Raw genomic sequence first — 13,204 nt, forward strand, 5'->3', positions numbered from 1 at the left:
AGCTGTGGTCGTGCGGGGCGTGGTGTGGCAGCATGAGGCACATGACCGCCGCTGTCGTCCGCCGCTTCGTGGCTCGCCGCCACGTCGATTACGGCCGCGTGCGCAGCGCGATCTGTCCGGCCCACTGACGACGCCCGACCTTTCCGTCTCGGGCGCGTACTCGCGCCGGCCGTCATCGACATCGCCGTCCACGGCCCTCTCCAGGGCCGGCCGCCGCGTCCGCGCTCCAGGCACCGCAGCAGACCATGGAGGACGCCGCGATGGCGGTCAGCAGCACCCCGACCCGTCCCGACAGCCCGGCGCCCGCCGCCCGTGCGCCCCGCCGGCCACGCGGCGAGGGGCAGTGGGCGCTCGGGCACCGTGAGCCGCTCAACCCCAACGAGCGGATCAAGAAGGACGACGACCCGCTGAACGTGCGGGACCGGATCGAGAACATCTACGCCCACCGCGGTTTCGCCTCGATCGACCCGCAGGACCTGCGCGGCCGGTTCCGCTGGTGGGGCCTCTACACCCAGCGCAAGGCCGGCATCGACGGCGGGCGGACCGCCGTGCTGGAGCCGCACGAGCTGGAGGACGAGTTCTTCATGCTGCGGGTCCGGGTGGACGGCGGCCAGCTCAACCTGGCCCAGCTCCGGGTGATCGCGGACATCTCCCGCGAGTTCGCCCGGGACACCGCCGACATCACCGACCGGCAGAACATCCAGTACCACTGGATCCGGGTCGAGGACATGCCGGAGATCTGGCGCCGGCTGGAGGCGGTCGGCCTGCAGACCACCGAGGCGTGCGGCGACTGCCCCCGGATCGTGCTCGGCAGCCCGGTCGCCGGTGTGGCCCGGGACGAGGTGCTCGACCCGACCCCGGCGATCGACGAGATCGTCCGCCGGTACGTCGGCGACAAGGCGTTCTCCAACCTGCCCCGCAAGTTCAAGACCTCGATCTCCTGGCTGGTCGACACGCCGTACGAGGCGAACGACATCGCGTTCCTCGGCGTGGAGCACCCGGAGCACGGGCCCGGCTTCGACGTGTGGGTCGGCGGCGGGCTGTCGACAAACCCGATGCTCGCCAAGCGGCTCGGCGTCTGGGTGCCGCGCAACGAGGTGCCGGACGTGTGGGCCGGCGTGGTCGGCATCTTCCGCGACTACGGCTACCGCCGTCTGCGCAACCGGGCCCGGCTGAAGTTCCTGGTCGCCGACTGGGGCGTGGAGCGGTTCCGGGAGGTGCTGGAGAAGGAATACCTGGGCCGCACCCTGCTGGACGGTCCGGCCGCCGACCTGCCGGCCAAGCCGGTCGACCACATCGGCGTGCACGCCCAGCGCGACGGCGCGAACTACGTGGGCGCCGCCCCGGTGGTGGGCCGCGTGTCCGGCACCCAGCTGGCGCAACTCGCCGACGTGGTCGAGGCGCACGGCAGCGGCCGGGTGCGGCTCACGCCGTACCAGAAGCTGCTCGTGCTGGACGTGGCGCCGGAGCGGACCGACTCGCTGGTCACGGCGTTGCGTGGGATCGGCCTGGAGGCCCGGCCGTCGGCGTGGCGGCGCGGCACGATGGCCTGCACCGGCATCGAGTTCTGCAAGCTCGCCATCGTCGAGACCAAGCGGCGCGGCGAGGAACTGGTCGCGCGCCTGGAGGAGCGGCTGCGCGACTTCGACGCGGACATCTCCATCCACCTCAACGGCTGCCCGAACGCCTGCGCCCGCACCCAGGTCGCCGACATCGGGCTCAAGGGCCAGCTCGTGGTCGGCCCGGACGGCCGGCAGGTCGAGGGCTTCCAGGTGCACCTCGGCGGCGGCCTCGGCATGGCGCAGGGGCAGACGGCCGGCTTCGGCCGCAAGCTGCGCGGCCTGAAGACCACCGCCGAGGAGCTTCCGGAGTACGTGGAACGGCTCGCCCGCCGCTACCTGGCCGGCCGGACCGAGGGGGAGACGTTCGCCAACTGGGTGATCAGAGCCGACGAGGAGGAGCTCCGATGAGCGAGCGAAGCGAGGTGGCGCGATGAGCGACGCCCGATCTGCGCCTCTCTACTGCCCGTACTGCGGGGAGGAGGACCTGCGGCCGCACGAGGCCGGGCACGGCGCCTGGGAGTGCCACGCCTGTGCGCGGGTCTTCGCGGTCAAGTTCACCGGCCTGCTGAGCCGGGCGGTGACCCGGTGACCGGCCTCGTCTCCGCCGCCGGCCTCGGCCTGATCGGCCCGGGTGGGCCGGCTCGCCGCGACCCGGAGGAGCTGCGCGCGCTGGCCGAGGAGGCCGGCCGGGAACTGGCGGACGCGCCCGCGCTGGAGATCGCGCGCTGGGCGGTGGAGACGTTCGGTGAGCGGTTCTGCGTGACCAGCTCGATGGCCGACGGCGTGCTGGCGCACCTGGTCTCCCGGGTCGCGCCCGGCGTCGACGTGGTGTTCCTGGACACCGGGCTGCACTTCCCGGAGACGCTGCGGGTCCGCGACGAGGTGGCCCGGCGGATGCCGGTTCGGGTGCGCTCGATCCGGCCCCGGATGACCGTGGGCCAGCAGGACGGCCAGTACGGCCCGCGCCTGTTCAACAGGTCCCCGGACGACTGCTGCCAGCTGCGCAAGGTGGAGCCGCTGGAGCGGGCGCTGTCCGGGTACGACGCCTGGGCCGCCGGGCTGCGCCGGGACGAGTCGCCGACCCGGGCGAACACGCCCGTGGTGGGCTTCGACGCGCGGCGCGGCAAGGTCAAGGTGAACCCGATAGCGGCCTGGACGCAGCGGGAGGTGGACGCCTACGTGGCCCGGTACGACATTCCGGTGAACGAGCTGTTCGCCCGCGGCTACGGCTCGATCGGCTGCTGGCCGTGCACGCGGCGGACCAGGGCGGGGGAGGACGCGCGCGCCGGGCGCTGGGCGATGTTCGAGAAGACCGAGTGCGGCCTGCACACCTGAGCGCCGGGCCACCGGTGGTGCTGGTGGCCCACGGCAGCCGTGACCCGCGCGCGGCCGAGGCGACCCGGGCGCTGGCGCTCGCCGTGGCGGCCACCTGGCCGGGGCGTCCGGTGCTGCCGAGCTGGCTCGACCACACCGATCCCGGGCCGGCCGAGGTGCTGCGCGGGCTGTCCGCCGCCGGTCACTCCCGGGCGGTCCTGGTGCCGCTGCTGCTGACCGCCGCGTACCACCGGAAGGTGGACATCCCGGCGGCGGTCGCGGCGGCCGGCGCGGACATCGAGGTACGGGTGACCGACGTGCTGGGGCCGACCGGCGGCGGGGTGGACGGCGGGTTGCTGGACGGGCTGCGCCGCCGCCTGGCGGAGGCGACCGGCGACGGTCCGAGTGGGCTGGACGCGGTGGTGCTGGCGGCGGCCGGTACCCGGGATCCGGCGGCGCGAGCCTCGGTGGGCCGGGTCGCCGCGGCGTTCGGCGCCGGGCTGGGTGTGCCCTGCCGCGTCTCGTACGCCTCGGCGGCGCCCCCGGAGGTCGGCGGCGCGGTGGCGCGCCTGCGCGCGGCGGGCGCCCGCCGGGTCGCGGTGGCCGCCTACTTCCTGGCCCCGGGCCGGTTCCACGACGGGGTACGCGCGGCGGCCCGGTCGGCCGGCGCGGTGGCGGTGGCCGACCCGCTGACCGACCTGCCGGAGCTGGCCGACCTGGTCCGGCGGCGGGTGGAGGCGGTGACCCGCTGAACCCGGTCCGGGACAGCAGAACGCCCCGGCCGGGAATCCCGGCCGGGGCGTTCAGCGTGTACGGGTCAGGCGGAGTGAGCGCGCAGCACACGGAGGCCGCCGCGGCGCTTCACCGCGCGACGCTCCTCCTCGCTCATCCCGCCCCAGACACCGGCGTCCTGACCGGACTCCAGCGCCCACTGCAGGCACTGGTCGGTCACGGGGCAGCGCCGGCAGACGGCCTTCGCCTGTTCCACCTGAAGGAGGGCCGGGCCGGACGTCCCGATCGGGAAGAACAGCTCCGGGTCCTCGTCGCGGCAGACCGAATCGTGGCGCCAGTCCATGGCGGCAACACTCCTCATTCTTAGTGGGTGGCCAGATAACGCTTCGTTGCTATTCCTATATGCGTCCGCAATGCCGAATGGTGACGGTCAGCATCCATCAATTCGGCGCTGCGTGAGCAGGCTGTGGGCTCGTGAACCTGCTGGAACAGCTCAACCGAACGAGCATATCCAGGCAATGTCCCGGCAACACGAGTTCGCTTGTGAATACTTTCACGAACTACAGCGATGTCAAGGGTGACGCTCGGAAAAACTCCGAACAGTGAGCGGGCTCACCACCCATTTGTCCGGGTTTGCCAGTGCCCTGGTTACCCGGCGTGCCACAGTCGATAATCAATGTAGTACGGTCCGCGTGACGTTGCTGACATTTCCGGCACCCTTCCTCGGCGTGGCGGCCACCGTACCCGCGCGGCGGGGGGTCCGCGTCAACCGACTCAGATACCCGAGACCTAGCAGATTACTCTCAGTGCGGCCGGAACGGACGTGAACCGGACTTTCTCCCGCTCGCCGAGGTAGTCCCCGTCCAGTTGGAACGGCAGCGGACGGTCCGAGACGAGCGTGAACTCGGCCACGTCGTGCAGCCGCAGCACCTGCTTGCCGTGCGGATCCGGTCGCTTCGAGAAGAACTGCGCCGCCGTACGGGCCGTGCTGGCCACCCGCAGCCGCCGCAACGCGAGCACGTCGAGCCCGAGGTCGAAGGACGCCTCCGGGTTCGGATTGATCTCCCGGTCGCCCAGGTACGTCCACGGCGCGGTGTTCTGGATGATCGTGGTGGCCAGCTCCGTCGCGGGCGGCTCACCCGGACGCTCCAGTCTGATCGACGGGTGGCGGCGGTCCGAGCCGACGAAGTACTGACTCGCGGTGGAGCGGAAGTAGAGCGCCGGCGTGGAGACGCGCCCCTTCTTGCGGGCCTGTTCCACCCGGCGGATGACCGCCGCGTCCAGCCCGAAGCCGGCGCAGAACGTGAAGTAGCGGTCGTCGGCCCGCCCCAGCCCGATCGTGCGGGACCGGCCGAGCCGCAGCCCTTCCAGGATCATGCTGGTGCCGTCGGGCCACTCCCGGGGCAGCCCGAGCGCGCGGGCGAAGACGTTCGTCGAACCGCCCGGCACGGTGGCCAGCGCGGGCAGCCGCTCGGCCGAGGTCTGCCCGGTACGGAACGTCGGCGGCTCCGCCGCCATCAGACCGTTCACCACCTCGTTGACGGTGCCGTCACCGCCGAGCGTGACGACCAGGTCGACGCCCTCCTGGGCGGCCTCCCGGGCCAGATCCATGGCGTGGCCCCGTCGGCGGGTGTAACGCACCGACAGGTCGACTTCACTGCGCAACGCCCGGACCAGCACGTCCCGGCTGCGCTCGCTGGTGGTGGTGGCCTTCGGATTGACCACCAGGACGGCCCGCATGGGCGGCACAATACCGCGCCTACCCACCGGTATCGTGGCGGCCGTGACGATCGACTCCGACCCGCTCCCCGGCACGCTGCGCGCGGCGGTGCTCCTGCTACGTGCCCAGGCGGTGGCGCTGGGGCTGATCGCGGTGTGGCTCATCTGGTCCGACCTCACCGCCGACACCACGGATCTGACCTCGGCGCTGCTGGTGACCGTCTTCGCCGCCGGCGGCGCGGTGGCGCTCTGGGCGCTCGGCGGCGCGCTGTCCCGCCGCCGGGCCGGGGCCCGCGCACCGGCCATCGTGCTCCAGCTCATGCTGCTGCCGGTCGGCTGGTTCATGATCGAGGGCGGCATGGGCTGGCTCGGGGTGCCGCTGATCGCGCTCGGGATCGGCATGGTCGGGCTGCTGGTGAGCGGTCCGACCAACCGCGCGCTGGGCTTCGGCGAGCCGGCCCGCTGAACGCGACCCACCCCGGTCCGGCCTCCGCCGGCCGGTGTGGGCCGGACCGAGCCGGCCGGTGGCCGCCGGCCGAGCCGGTCAGTAGCCGCCGGCGCGGCGGGTCAGCAGCGAGATGGTGGCCCGGCCGGCTGATGCGTGGGCGTTCGCCCCGGTGGTCAGTGCCGTCAGCACCTTCCAGGCGAAGGACGACTCGGACGGGAGCGTGGCGCCCCGGACCGTCGGCACCGTCACCTCGACGGTGAGCGCGTCCTCGGTGACCGCGAACCGGCACTCCAGCTCGGCGTCGCGGGTGGCGATCGCGAGCAGCATGGCGCACGCCTCGTCGACGGCGATGCGCAGATCCTCGATCTCGTCGAGGGCGAACTGGAGCCGGGCCGCGAGGCCGGCCGTGGCGGTGCGGAGCACGCCGAGGTAACCACCGTCGGCGGGCACGGTGAGATGGACGACGTCGTCGTCGGTCGCCGGGTGCCCGGTCAGTTGAGTCACGGCTCCTCCCCCCGGTGCGGGACTCTACCCGGTCAGCGGACGGGCCGCGTGGGCACGGCCGTCGCGTGCGTGGCGAGCTCGCGCAACGCCGGCCCGGCCAGGCGGTACGGGGTCCACTCGTCCATCGGCGTGGCGCCGATCGCGGCGTAGAAACGGGCCGCCGGGTTCCAGTGGATCATCCACCACTCCAGCCGCTGGTAGCCGCGCTCGACGCAGATCGCGGCGAGCGTGGCGAGCAGCATCCGGCCCGCGCCGGTGCCCCGGGCGTCCGGGCGGACGTAGAGGTCCTCCAGGTAGATGCCGTGCACGCCGGCCCAGGTGGAGAAGTTGAGGAACCAGAGCGCGAAACCGACCGGCCGGCCCGACGCGTCGACGGCGACGTGGCCGTACAGCGCCGGGGCGGGGCCGAACAGGGCCGCGTCGAGCTGCGCCGTGGTGAGGTGGCACTGCTCCGGGGCGCGCTCGTACTCGGCGAGTTCGTGCACCATGGCGACGACGGCCGGTACGTCCTCGGGACGTACCGGCCGGATCGTCGGAGTGCCGTCGGGCGACGTCACGCCTGCTTGGTCTCCCAGAAGATCTTCGAGATCTCGTCGATCTTCGCCAGCAGCTCGTCGGCCTTGGCCGGGTCGGTGGCGCCCTTGGCGCCGGCCGCGCCGGCCAGCTTGGTGGCCTCGTTGAACAGCTGGTGCAGGTGGGGGTACTTCTCGAAGTGCGGTGCCTTGAAGTAGTCGGTCCAGAGCACCCACAGGTGGTGCTTGACCAGCTCCGCCCGCTGCTCCTTGATCAGGATGGCGCGGGTGCGGAACTCCGGGTCGGTGTTGGCCTGGTACTTCTCGCAGATCATTTTGACCGACTCGGCCTCGATCCGGGCCTGGGCCGGGTCGTATACGCCGCAGGGCAGGTCGCAGTGAGCGCTGGCCGTCACCCGGGGCGTGAGGATGCGGGGAAGGCGCATCAGGGTCCTCCATGGGTTGTTTGCGATGATCCAAGACGACATTACTCCTGGAGACGCCCTCAGGGGCCGGGAGGTGACGTGACGAGCACCGACGGGCATCCGGCGCTGCGCGGCCCGCTGGTTCCGGTGCTGGTGACCGGCCCCTCCATGGCCCCCACGCTGCGTCACGGCGACGCGGTGCTGGTCCGCACCGGCGGCCGGCCGGTACGCCCCGGCGACGTGGTGGTGGCGGTGTTCCGCAGCCGTCCCGACCTGCTCGTCGTCAAGCGGGCGGTGGAACCGCGCGACGGCGGGTGGTGGTTGCGCGGCGACAACGAGTTCGTCACCGACGACTCCCGGGCGTACGGGGTGGCCGACGTCCGGGGCCGGGTGGTGGCCCGCTGGTGGCCACGTCCGGGACGGGTCAGAGGACGGTAACGACCGAAGCGGATATGACCCCGCTCACATACTGGGCGCGGGTGCGTGACTATGCTCGAAAAGTGCCCGGGTGACCCCCGCACCGCCGCGCCGCCGGTCGCTGACCAGCGCTGACCACTGCCGGCCGGTCCGTCTGCTCGACAGATCCTGGAGTCACCATGTCTTCGTCCACCCCGGACCCCGCCGATCCCGTCTTCCGCCTGCACGTCGGCGGCAAGATGGCGGTCGCCTCCACCGTGCCGCTGACCAGCCGCGAGGACCTCTCCCTCGCGTACACCCCGGGTGTCGCCCGGGTGTGTGAGGCGATCGCCGCCGACCCCGCGCTCGTCGACACCTACACCTGGGTGTCGCACACCGTCGCCGTGGTCACCGACGGCTCCGCCGTACTCGGTCTGGGCAACATCGGCCCGCGCGCCGCGCTGCCCGTGATGGAGGGCAAGGCGGTGCTGTTCAAGCAGTTCGGCGGCGTGGACGCGGTGCCGGTCTGCCTGGACACCCAGGACGTGGACGAGATCGTGGCCACCGTCAGGGCGCTCGCGCCGTCGTTCGGCGGCATCAACCTGGAGGACATCAGCGCCCCGCGCTGCTTCGAGGTGGAGCGCCGGCTCGACGAGGCGCTGGACATCCCGGTCTTCCACGACGACCAGCACGGCACCGCGATCGTGGTGCTCGCCGCGCTGCGCAACGCCGCGACGCTGCTCAACCGCAAGCTCGGCGACCTGCGGGTGGCGGTCAGCGGCGCGGGCGCGGCCGGGGTGGCGGTCACCAAGATGCTGATCGCCGGCGGCGTCGACCCGGAGCGGGTGGTGGTGTGCGACTCGCGCGGCATCATCGGCCGGCACCGCGAGCTGACCGGCACCAAGGCCGAGCTGGCCGAACTCACCAACGCCGAGGGCCGGCAGGGCGACATCACCGAGGCGCTGCGCGACGCGGACGTGCTCGTGGGCGTCTCCGGCGGCCAGATCCCGGAGGCGGCGGTGGCCGGCATGGCCCCCGGCGGCATCGTGTTCGCGCTGGCGAATCCCACCCCCGAGGTGCACCCCGAGGTGGCCGCCCGGCACGTGGCGGTGGTCGCCACCGGGCGCAGCGACTACCCGAACCAGATCAACAACGTGCTCGCGTTCCCCGGCGTGTTCCGGGGCGCGCTGGACGCCGGGGCGACCCGGATCACCGACTCGATGAAGGTGGCCGCCGCCGACGCCATCGCCGGCGTGGTGGCCGAGTCGCTGACCGCCGACGCGATCGTGCCCTCGCCGCTGGACCCGCGAGTCGCCCCGGCGGTCGCCGAGGCGGTCGCCGAGGCCGCCCGCCGCGACGGCGTCGCCCGCCGCTGAGATGTAAGGAAGGGGCCCTTCCTAACGCCACCGGTAGAGGAAGGGCCCCTTCTTAACTGCTGCTCAGCTTGTTACCGTGCCGATCATGCGTGCTGCCTTCGCCTCGGCCTTCGACACCGACAACCCGCTCGCCGCGCTCGCCGTCGGCGACCGTCCCGAGCCGACCCACCCGCAGGACGACTGGGTCACCGTGCGGGTCCGGGCCAGCTCGCTCAACCACCACGACCTCTGGTCGCTGCGCGGCGTGGGCCTGACCGCCGACCAGCTCCCAATGATCCTCGGCTGCGACGCGGTCGGCACCGACCCGGACGGCAACGAGGTGGTCATCTACCCGGTGGTGCCCACCCCCGGCGACCCGCGCGGGGTCTCCATCCTCTCCGAGCACTACCAGGGCACGTTCGCCGAGCTCGTCGCCGTACCCCGGATGAACCTGCTGCCGCTGCCCGACGGCCTGTCGGCGACCGACGCGGCGTGCCTGCCCACGGCCTGGCTCACCGCCTGGCGGATGCTGACCACGAAGGGCCGGGTCGCCGACGGCGAGTCGGTGCTGGTCCAGGGCGCCGGCGGTGGCGTGGCCACCGCGGCTGTCGCGCTCGGCGTCGCGCTCGGCAAGCGGGTGTACGCGACCAGCCGCGACGCCGCCAAGCGGGAGCGGATCACCGAGCTGGGCGCGACCGCGCTGGAGCCCGGCGCGCGGCTGCCGGAACGGGTCGACGTGGTGATCGAGACGGTCGGCGCGGCCACCTTCGACCACTCGCTGAAGTCGGCGGCCCCGATGGCCCGGATCGTCGTCTCCGGCGCCACCGCCGGGCACGAGCCGAAGGTCAACCTCCGCCGGGTCTTCGCCATGCAGCTGGAGATCCTCGGCACCTCGATGGGCACGCCGGGCGAGCTGACCGAGCTGCTCGCGTTCTGCGCCGAGCACGAGGTGCGCCCGGTGGTCGACCGGGTGGTGCCGTTCAGCGAGATCTCCGAGGCGTTCGCCCGGCTGCACTCCGGTGAGGTCTTCGGCAAGGTGGTAGTCGACCACACCGCCTGAGCCGTGTGGCGCGTTGACAAGGGGCCCTTTCTCTACCGGAGACGTTAAGAAGGGGCCCTTCCTTACAGGCGGTCGTCGAGGGTGGCCAGGCCGCCCCGGGAGGCGTCGGCGGGCAGGCGCTTCTTCGCCGCCGGGTCGCCGTACAGCGTCCAGCGGAGGAACTCGACAGAGGTGTCGGCTACCACGCCGAGCGCCTTGCCGTCGCCGAGCAGTGCCCGGCCGTGGTCGCCCCGGGGCAGGCTGAGCATCGCCTTCGGCCACGGCACCGCGTCGTACACGGCCTTGCCGGCGGCGTACGACACCACCTCGTCGGCCTCGCCGTGCACGAACAACTGCGGCGCGGCGGCGCCGGCGAAGGCGGTACCCACGCCGAGGGCGGTGCCGGCGAAGACGATGCCCGCGTCCAGCCGCTCGTCCCGGCTCGCGGTGAACAACCCGACAGTGGTCACGCCGCCGGCGCTGTGCCCGGTCGCGGCCACCCGCTCCGGGTCCAGCCGGCCGCGCAGCGGGTCGCCCGCCTTCTCGCCGAGCGCGAGCACCCGGGTCAGCACGTACGACACGTCGGCCGGCTGGTTGAGCACGTCCAGCGGGTTGCCGTCGGTGCCCCGGGAGGTGTGCGGGAAACGTGGCGCGGCGACCACGAAACCGGCCGCCACCCAGCGGGTCAGCAGCGCCTGGTAGTCCTCCGGCCGGGCACCCAGCCCGTGGCTGAACAGCACCACCGGGAACCGCCCCTCCGCCGCCGGGGCGGAACGCTCGACCGCGCCGCCGGCAGCGCCCGCCGCCGGGTACCAGAGCGTCACCGGCAGCGGCCGGTCGCCGTCGCGGTTCAGCTTCACCTGGCGTACGCCGACCGCGAAGCTCTCCGCGGGCGCCTTGCCGGCCGGCACCCGCGGGGCGGCTGTGCTCGTCGTCGGTGGGGCGTCGGGAGCGGGCCGCTCGGCGGGAGCGGTGGGCTGCTCCGAGCAGCCGGTGAGAGCGGCGGAGAGCAGGGCGGCGGTGACGAGGGCGGCGGGACGACGGCGCATGAACTCGATTGTGCCTCGCGATCGGCGGCCACCAGGCCCGGTCAGCGCGCCGGGTGACCACCCGCTGACCCCCGGAGACGAGCCAGGTCGGCGGCGTCCTTGGCCCGGCGGGGGCGCTCCGGCATCCAGACCGGGAACATCTCCTTGAACTCGATCTGGGCGCCGACGCTGATCACCGGTGCGGTGAACGCGCCGATCCGCCCGGGCGGGCCGCTCAGCATCCCGTCGGGCAGGAGGGTGCCGGCCCATGGTCCGGCGCCGACGACGACCCGGCCGTCCGCGTCCCGGTCCAGGTACGCGAAGCTCAGCTCGACGTCGCCGCGCAGCAGGTCGAGCTGCGTCTCGGTGGGCATCCGGGGGTCGGGCCGCCAGCCGAGCGCGCCGAGCCGGTCGGCCAGCGGTGCGGCGACGCGCCGCCAGCAGTACCAGTCGACGTCGACGTGCGGCCGGGTCACCTCGCCGAGGTGGAAGTCCATCGCCCAGCCGCCGCGCAGCCACACCTCGATCCCGGCGGCGTCGGCGACATCGACGACCTCCCGGATCGCCCCCAGTTGCCGTCCCTCCAGCCCGTCCACCCCGCGCACGCTACCCACCCCGCCCACACCTCGCCGCCCCTCGCCGCCCGCCCAGACCCCGTCGATCATGAAGTTGGCGGCGACAAACCGGACAGCGAACGCCGTCAACTTCATGATCGACGGGCCAAGGGGCGGTGGGCGGGAGGGAGCGGGTCGTGAAGGTGGTGGTGTCCGGTGCTGTCGCGTCGGCGGGGAGGCGGTGCAGGGCCTCGCGGTCGGCGTAGAGCGTCCAGCGCAGGAAGTCGGTGGTGGTGGCGAGCACCTGGGCGAACCCGGTTCGGCCCGGCGTCAGGTACTCGCCGTGGCCCTGACCGGTCAGGCTCAGGAAGGCGGCCGGGCCGAGGCAGCGGGCGTACGCGGCCCGGCCGATCGACTCCGGCACGATCCGGTCGGCGCTCCCGTGCACGAACAGCATCGGCGCGAGCGGCCGGGAGAGGCCGGCGACCATCCGGCCACCGGCGATCACGATTCCGGCCCGCAACGGGGACGGCTGCCCGGAGGCGAACATGCCGAGCGTCGTGTGACCGCCGGCCGAGTGCCCGGCGGCGGCGAACCGGTCCACCGCCATGTGCGCCCCGAGCGGATCGCCGGGGCGGTCACCCAGCCGGACCAGGTGACGGACCAGCCGCCAGGCGTCGGCGGGCTGGTTGCGGACGTCGTCGCGGGTGTAGGCGCGGGCGCGCTGGTTCGTACGCGGATAGGTGGGCGCGACCACCACGAACCCGGCGGCGGCCCAGCGGCTGGTCAGCGCCGCGTGCAGGGCGGGCAGGCTGCGCAGGCCGTGGCTGTAGAGGACCACCGGGAACCGTCCGGCCGCGAACGGCGCGCCCGGCCGGACCTGCGGTCCGCGCTCCGGAACGGGGCTCGCCGGTGTGGCCCGGCCGGATCCGGAGGGGACCGCGACGACCGACTGGCGAGCCGGGAGGGCCACCGCGCGAGGCCCGCCCGGGCCGGTTCCCGTCGGGAGTACGGCTGAGCGCGACGGTGCGGCAGGCGGCGCGGCCGGGTACCAGACGGTGACCGGCAGCGGGCGCCTGCCGTCCGGGTCGAGCGTGAACTGCCGCATCCCGACCGCGTACGGGCGCTCCGGCGCGGGCCCGAGGGCGGCCGGCGCCGGGCCGGACGTGGTCACGGCCGGGCCGCAACCGGCCAGCAGCGCCGTCATCAGCGCGGCGACCAGCCGCTGCCCCCTCACACCTGCACGGTAGGCAGCCGAGCGGGCGGCACGCGCCAGCCGTCCGGACCGGTCGGCGCCGCCACCCGGGCGGCTCCCGCCTCCACCGGGTGGCCGGGTCTGCCCGGTCCCGCCACCCGGATCCGCAGGTGGCGGCCCGGCGGGACGGTCCGCCCGGTTCGGCTTCGCTAGGGTCAGCCGCATGGCTGAGAACTACACCGACCCGAGTGGCAACACCGCGCAGTTCCGCGCATTCGTCGATTCTCCCGAGCCGGCCGCGCCGGCGTCGGCGCCGTCCCGCCTGCCGCTGATCGCCGGCGTCGCAGTCGCCGCCGTGGTGGTCGTCGCCCTGGTCGCCTGGATCGCCCTGGGCTGATCCGGGCCGGGCCGCGCGGAGGAC

Annotated in this window: 17 protein-coding genes; 9 read left to right on the forward strand and 8 right to left on the reverse strand. The window is 73.6% G+C overall.

The window, feature by feature from the left end; translation table 11 throughout:
* Positions 1-260 precede the first annotated feature (260 nt).
* Genes AB0D28_RS08875 through AB0D28_RS08890 form a run of 4 tightly spaced genes read left to right on the forward strand, consistent with a single transcriptional unit; the run spans position 261 to position 3,628 of the window.
* Complete coding sequence (locus AB0D28_RS08875; protein WP_357383721.1) at positions 261-1,970, forward strand: nitrite/sulfite reductase; 1,710 nt, start codon at positions 261-263, stop codon at positions 1,968-1,970.
* Positions 1,971-1,992: 22 nt separating this feature from the next.
* On the forward strand, positions 1,993-2,151 hold the full coding sequence (locus AB0D28_RS08880; protein WP_013288361.1) for a hypothetical protein: 159 nt from the start codon (positions 1,993-1,995) through the stop codon (positions 2,149-2,151).
* Positions 2,148-2,897, forward strand: coding sequence for a phosphoadenylyl-sulfate reductase (locus AB0D28_RS08885; RefSeq protein ID WP_357383723.1), 750 nt, complete (start codon positions 2,148-2,150; stop codon positions 2,895-2,897). Before AB0D28_RS08880 ends, AB0D28_RS08885 begins: the two co-directional genes overlap by 4 nt.
* On the forward strand, positions 2,879-3,628 hold the full coding sequence (locus AB0D28_RS08890; RefSeq protein WP_357383726.1) for a CbiX/SirB N-terminal domain-containing protein: 750 nt from the start codon (positions 2,879-2,881) through the stop codon (positions 3,626-3,628). The genes AB0D28_RS08885 and AB0D28_RS08890 overlap by 19 nt, the downstream gene beginning before the upstream one ends.
* 65 nt (positions 3,629-3,693) lie before the next feature.
* Here AB0D28_RS08890 and AB0D28_RS08895 read toward each other — a convergent pair whose 3' ends face one another.
* The gene (locus AB0D28_RS08895) at positions 3,694-3,951 is read right to left on the reverse strand and encodes a WhiB family transcriptional regulator (RefSeq protein ID WP_013288358.1); all 258 of its coding nucleotides are present in this window, start codon (positions 3,949-3,951) and stop codon (positions 3,694-3,696) included.
* 446 nt (positions 3,952-4,397) lie between these two features.
* Complete coding sequence (locus AB0D28_RS08900; protein ID WP_357383728.1) at positions 4,398-5,348, reverse strand: diacylglycerol kinase family protein; 951 nt, start codon at positions 5,346-5,348, stop codon at positions 4,398-4,400.
* Between the two features lie 43 nt (positions 5,349-5,391).
* On the opposite strand from AB0D28_RS08900, the gene AB0D28_RS08905 reads away from it, so the two are divergent.
* A complete protein-coding gene (locus AB0D28_RS08905; protein ID WP_357383730.1) occupies positions 5,392-5,793 on the forward strand; it encodes a hypothetical protein in 402 nt (133 codons plus the stop codon).
* Between the two features lie 78 nt (positions 5,794-5,871).
* On the opposite strand, the gene AB0D28_RS08910 is transcribed toward AB0D28_RS08905, so the two are convergent.
* From AB0D28_RS08910 to sodN, 3 genes are read right to left on the reverse strand one after another with little or no spacing between them, the layout of a single operon-like run.
* The gene (locus AB0D28_RS08910; RefSeq protein WP_357383732.1) at positions 5,872-6,279 is read right to left on the reverse strand and encodes an ATP-binding protein; all 408 of its coding nucleotides are present in this window, start codon (positions 6,277-6,279) and stop codon (positions 5,872-5,874) included.
* A 32-nt stretch (positions 6,280-6,311) separates the two neighbouring features.
* Positions 6,312-6,836 carry a GNAT family N-acetyltransferase gene (locus AB0D28_RS08915; protein ID WP_357383734.1) on the reverse strand — a complete coding sequence of 175 codons (525 nt, stop codon included), beginning with the start codon at positions 6,834-6,836 and terminating at the stop codon, positions 6,312-6,314.
* Positions 6,833-7,237: a superoxide dismutase, Ni gene (sodN, locus tag AB0D28_RS08920; RefSeq protein ID WP_128138300.1), complete on the reverse strand. Its 405-nt coding sequence runs from the start codon at positions 7,235-7,237 to the stop codon at positions 6,833-6,835. The genes AB0D28_RS08915 and sodN overlap by 4 nt, the downstream gene beginning before the upstream one ends.
* Before the next feature lie 78 nt (positions 7,238-7,315).
* Here sodN and AB0D28_RS08925 point away from each other — a divergent pair, with 78 nt between their 5' ends.
* The 3 genes from AB0D28_RS08925 (at position 7,316) to AB0D28_RS08935 (ending at position 10,027) form a co-directional block, all read left to right on the forward strand.
* Positions 7,316-7,654: a S24/S26 family peptidase gene (locus AB0D28_RS08925; RefSeq protein ID WP_357383736.1), complete on the forward strand. Its 339-nt coding sequence runs from the start codon at positions 7,316-7,318 to the stop codon at positions 7,652-7,654.
* Positions 7,655-7,812: 158 nt separating this feature from the next.
* Positions 7,813-8,988: an NADP-dependent malic enzyme gene (locus AB0D28_RS08930; protein WP_357383738.1), complete on the forward strand. Its 1,176-nt coding sequence runs from the start codon at positions 7,813-7,815 to the stop codon at positions 8,986-8,988.
* A gap of 85 nt (positions 8,989-9,073) precedes the next feature.
* Positions 9,074-10,027, forward strand: a complete 954-nt coding sequence (locus tag AB0D28_RS08935; RefSeq protein ID WP_357383740.1) for a zinc-binding dehydrogenase — start codon at positions 9,074-9,076, stop codon at positions 10,025-10,027.
* Positions 10,028-10,089: 62 nt separating this feature from the next.
* Here the strand turns inward: AB0D28_RS08935 and AB0D28_RS08940 are convergent, their stop codons facing one another.
* Genes AB0D28_RS08940 through AB0D28_RS08950 form a run of 3 tightly spaced genes read right to left on the reverse strand, consistent with a single transcriptional unit; the run spans position 10,090 to position 12,825 of the window.
* A complete protein-coding gene (locus AB0D28_RS08940) occupies positions 10,090-11,055 on the reverse strand; it encodes a chlorophyllase (RefSeq protein ID WP_357383742.1) in 966 nt (321 codons plus the stop codon).
* Between the two features lie 41 nt (positions 11,056-11,096).
* Positions 11,097-11,639, reverse strand: coding sequence for an aminoglycoside adenylyltransferase (locus AB0D28_RS08945; protein ID WP_357383744.1), 543 nt, complete (start codon positions 11,637-11,639; stop codon positions 11,097-11,099).
* Position 11,640: 1 nt separating this feature from the next.
* Positions 11,641-12,825 carry an alpha/beta hydrolase gene (locus AB0D28_RS08950; RefSeq protein WP_357383746.1) on the reverse strand — a complete coding sequence of 395 codons (1,185 nt, stop codon included), beginning with the start codon at positions 12,823-12,825 and terminating at the stop codon, positions 11,641-11,643.
* 181 nt (positions 12,826-13,006) lie between these two features.
* Here AB0D28_RS08950 and AB0D28_RS08955 point away from each other — a divergent pair, with 181 nt between their 5' ends.
* Entirely contained in the window at positions 13,007-13,180 is a 174-nt protein-coding gene (locus AB0D28_RS08955) for a hypothetical protein (protein WP_216929420.1), read from the forward strand.
* Positions 13,181-13,204: the final 24 nt, after the last annotated feature.

Origin of the sequence: Micromonospora sp. NPDC048169, assembly GCF_040652815.1 — a bacterium.
GTDB lineage: Bacteria > Actinomycetota > Actinomycetes > Mycobacteriales > Micromonosporaceae > Micromonospora.

Bases quoted from the DNA above. Each gene is read 5' to 3' on its own strand.
- sodN (WP_128138300.1), bottom strand. From the start codon at position 7,237: ATGCGCCTTCCCCGCATCCTCACGCCCCGGGTGACGGCCAGCGCTCAC.
- AB0D28_RS08880 (WP_013288361.1), top strand. From the start codon at position 1,993: ATGAGCGACGCCCGATCTGCGCCTCTCTACTGCCCGTACTGCGGGGAG.
- AB0D28_RS08935 (WP_357383740.1), top strand. From the start codon at position 9,074: ATGCGTGCTGCCTTCGCCTCGGCCTTCGACACCGACAACCCGCTCGCC.
- AB0D28_RS08900 (WP_357383728.1), bottom strand. From the start codon at position 5,348: ATGCGGGCCGTCCTGGTGGTCAATCCGAAGGCCACCACCACCAGCGAG.
- AB0D28_RS08955 (WP_216929420.1), top strand. From the start codon at position 13,007: ATGGCTGAGAACTACACCGACCCGAGTGGCAACACCGCGCAGTTCCGC.
- AB0D28_RS08940 (WP_357383742.1), bottom strand. From the start codon at position 11,055: ATGCGCCGTCGTCCCGCCGCCCTCGTCACCGCCGCCCTGCTCTCCGCC.
- AB0D28_RS08895 (WP_013288358.1), bottom strand. From the start codon at position 3,951: ATGGACTGGCGCCACGATTCGGTCTGCCGCGACGAGGACCCGGAGCTG.
- AB0D28_RS08930 (WP_357383738.1), top strand. From the start codon at position 7,813: ATGTCTTCGTCCACCCCGGACCCCGCCGATCCCGTCTTCCGCCTGCAC.
- AB0D28_RS08875 (WP_357383721.1), top strand. From the start codon at position 261: ATGGCGGTCAGCAGCACCCCGACCCGTCCCGACAGCCCGGCGCCCGCC.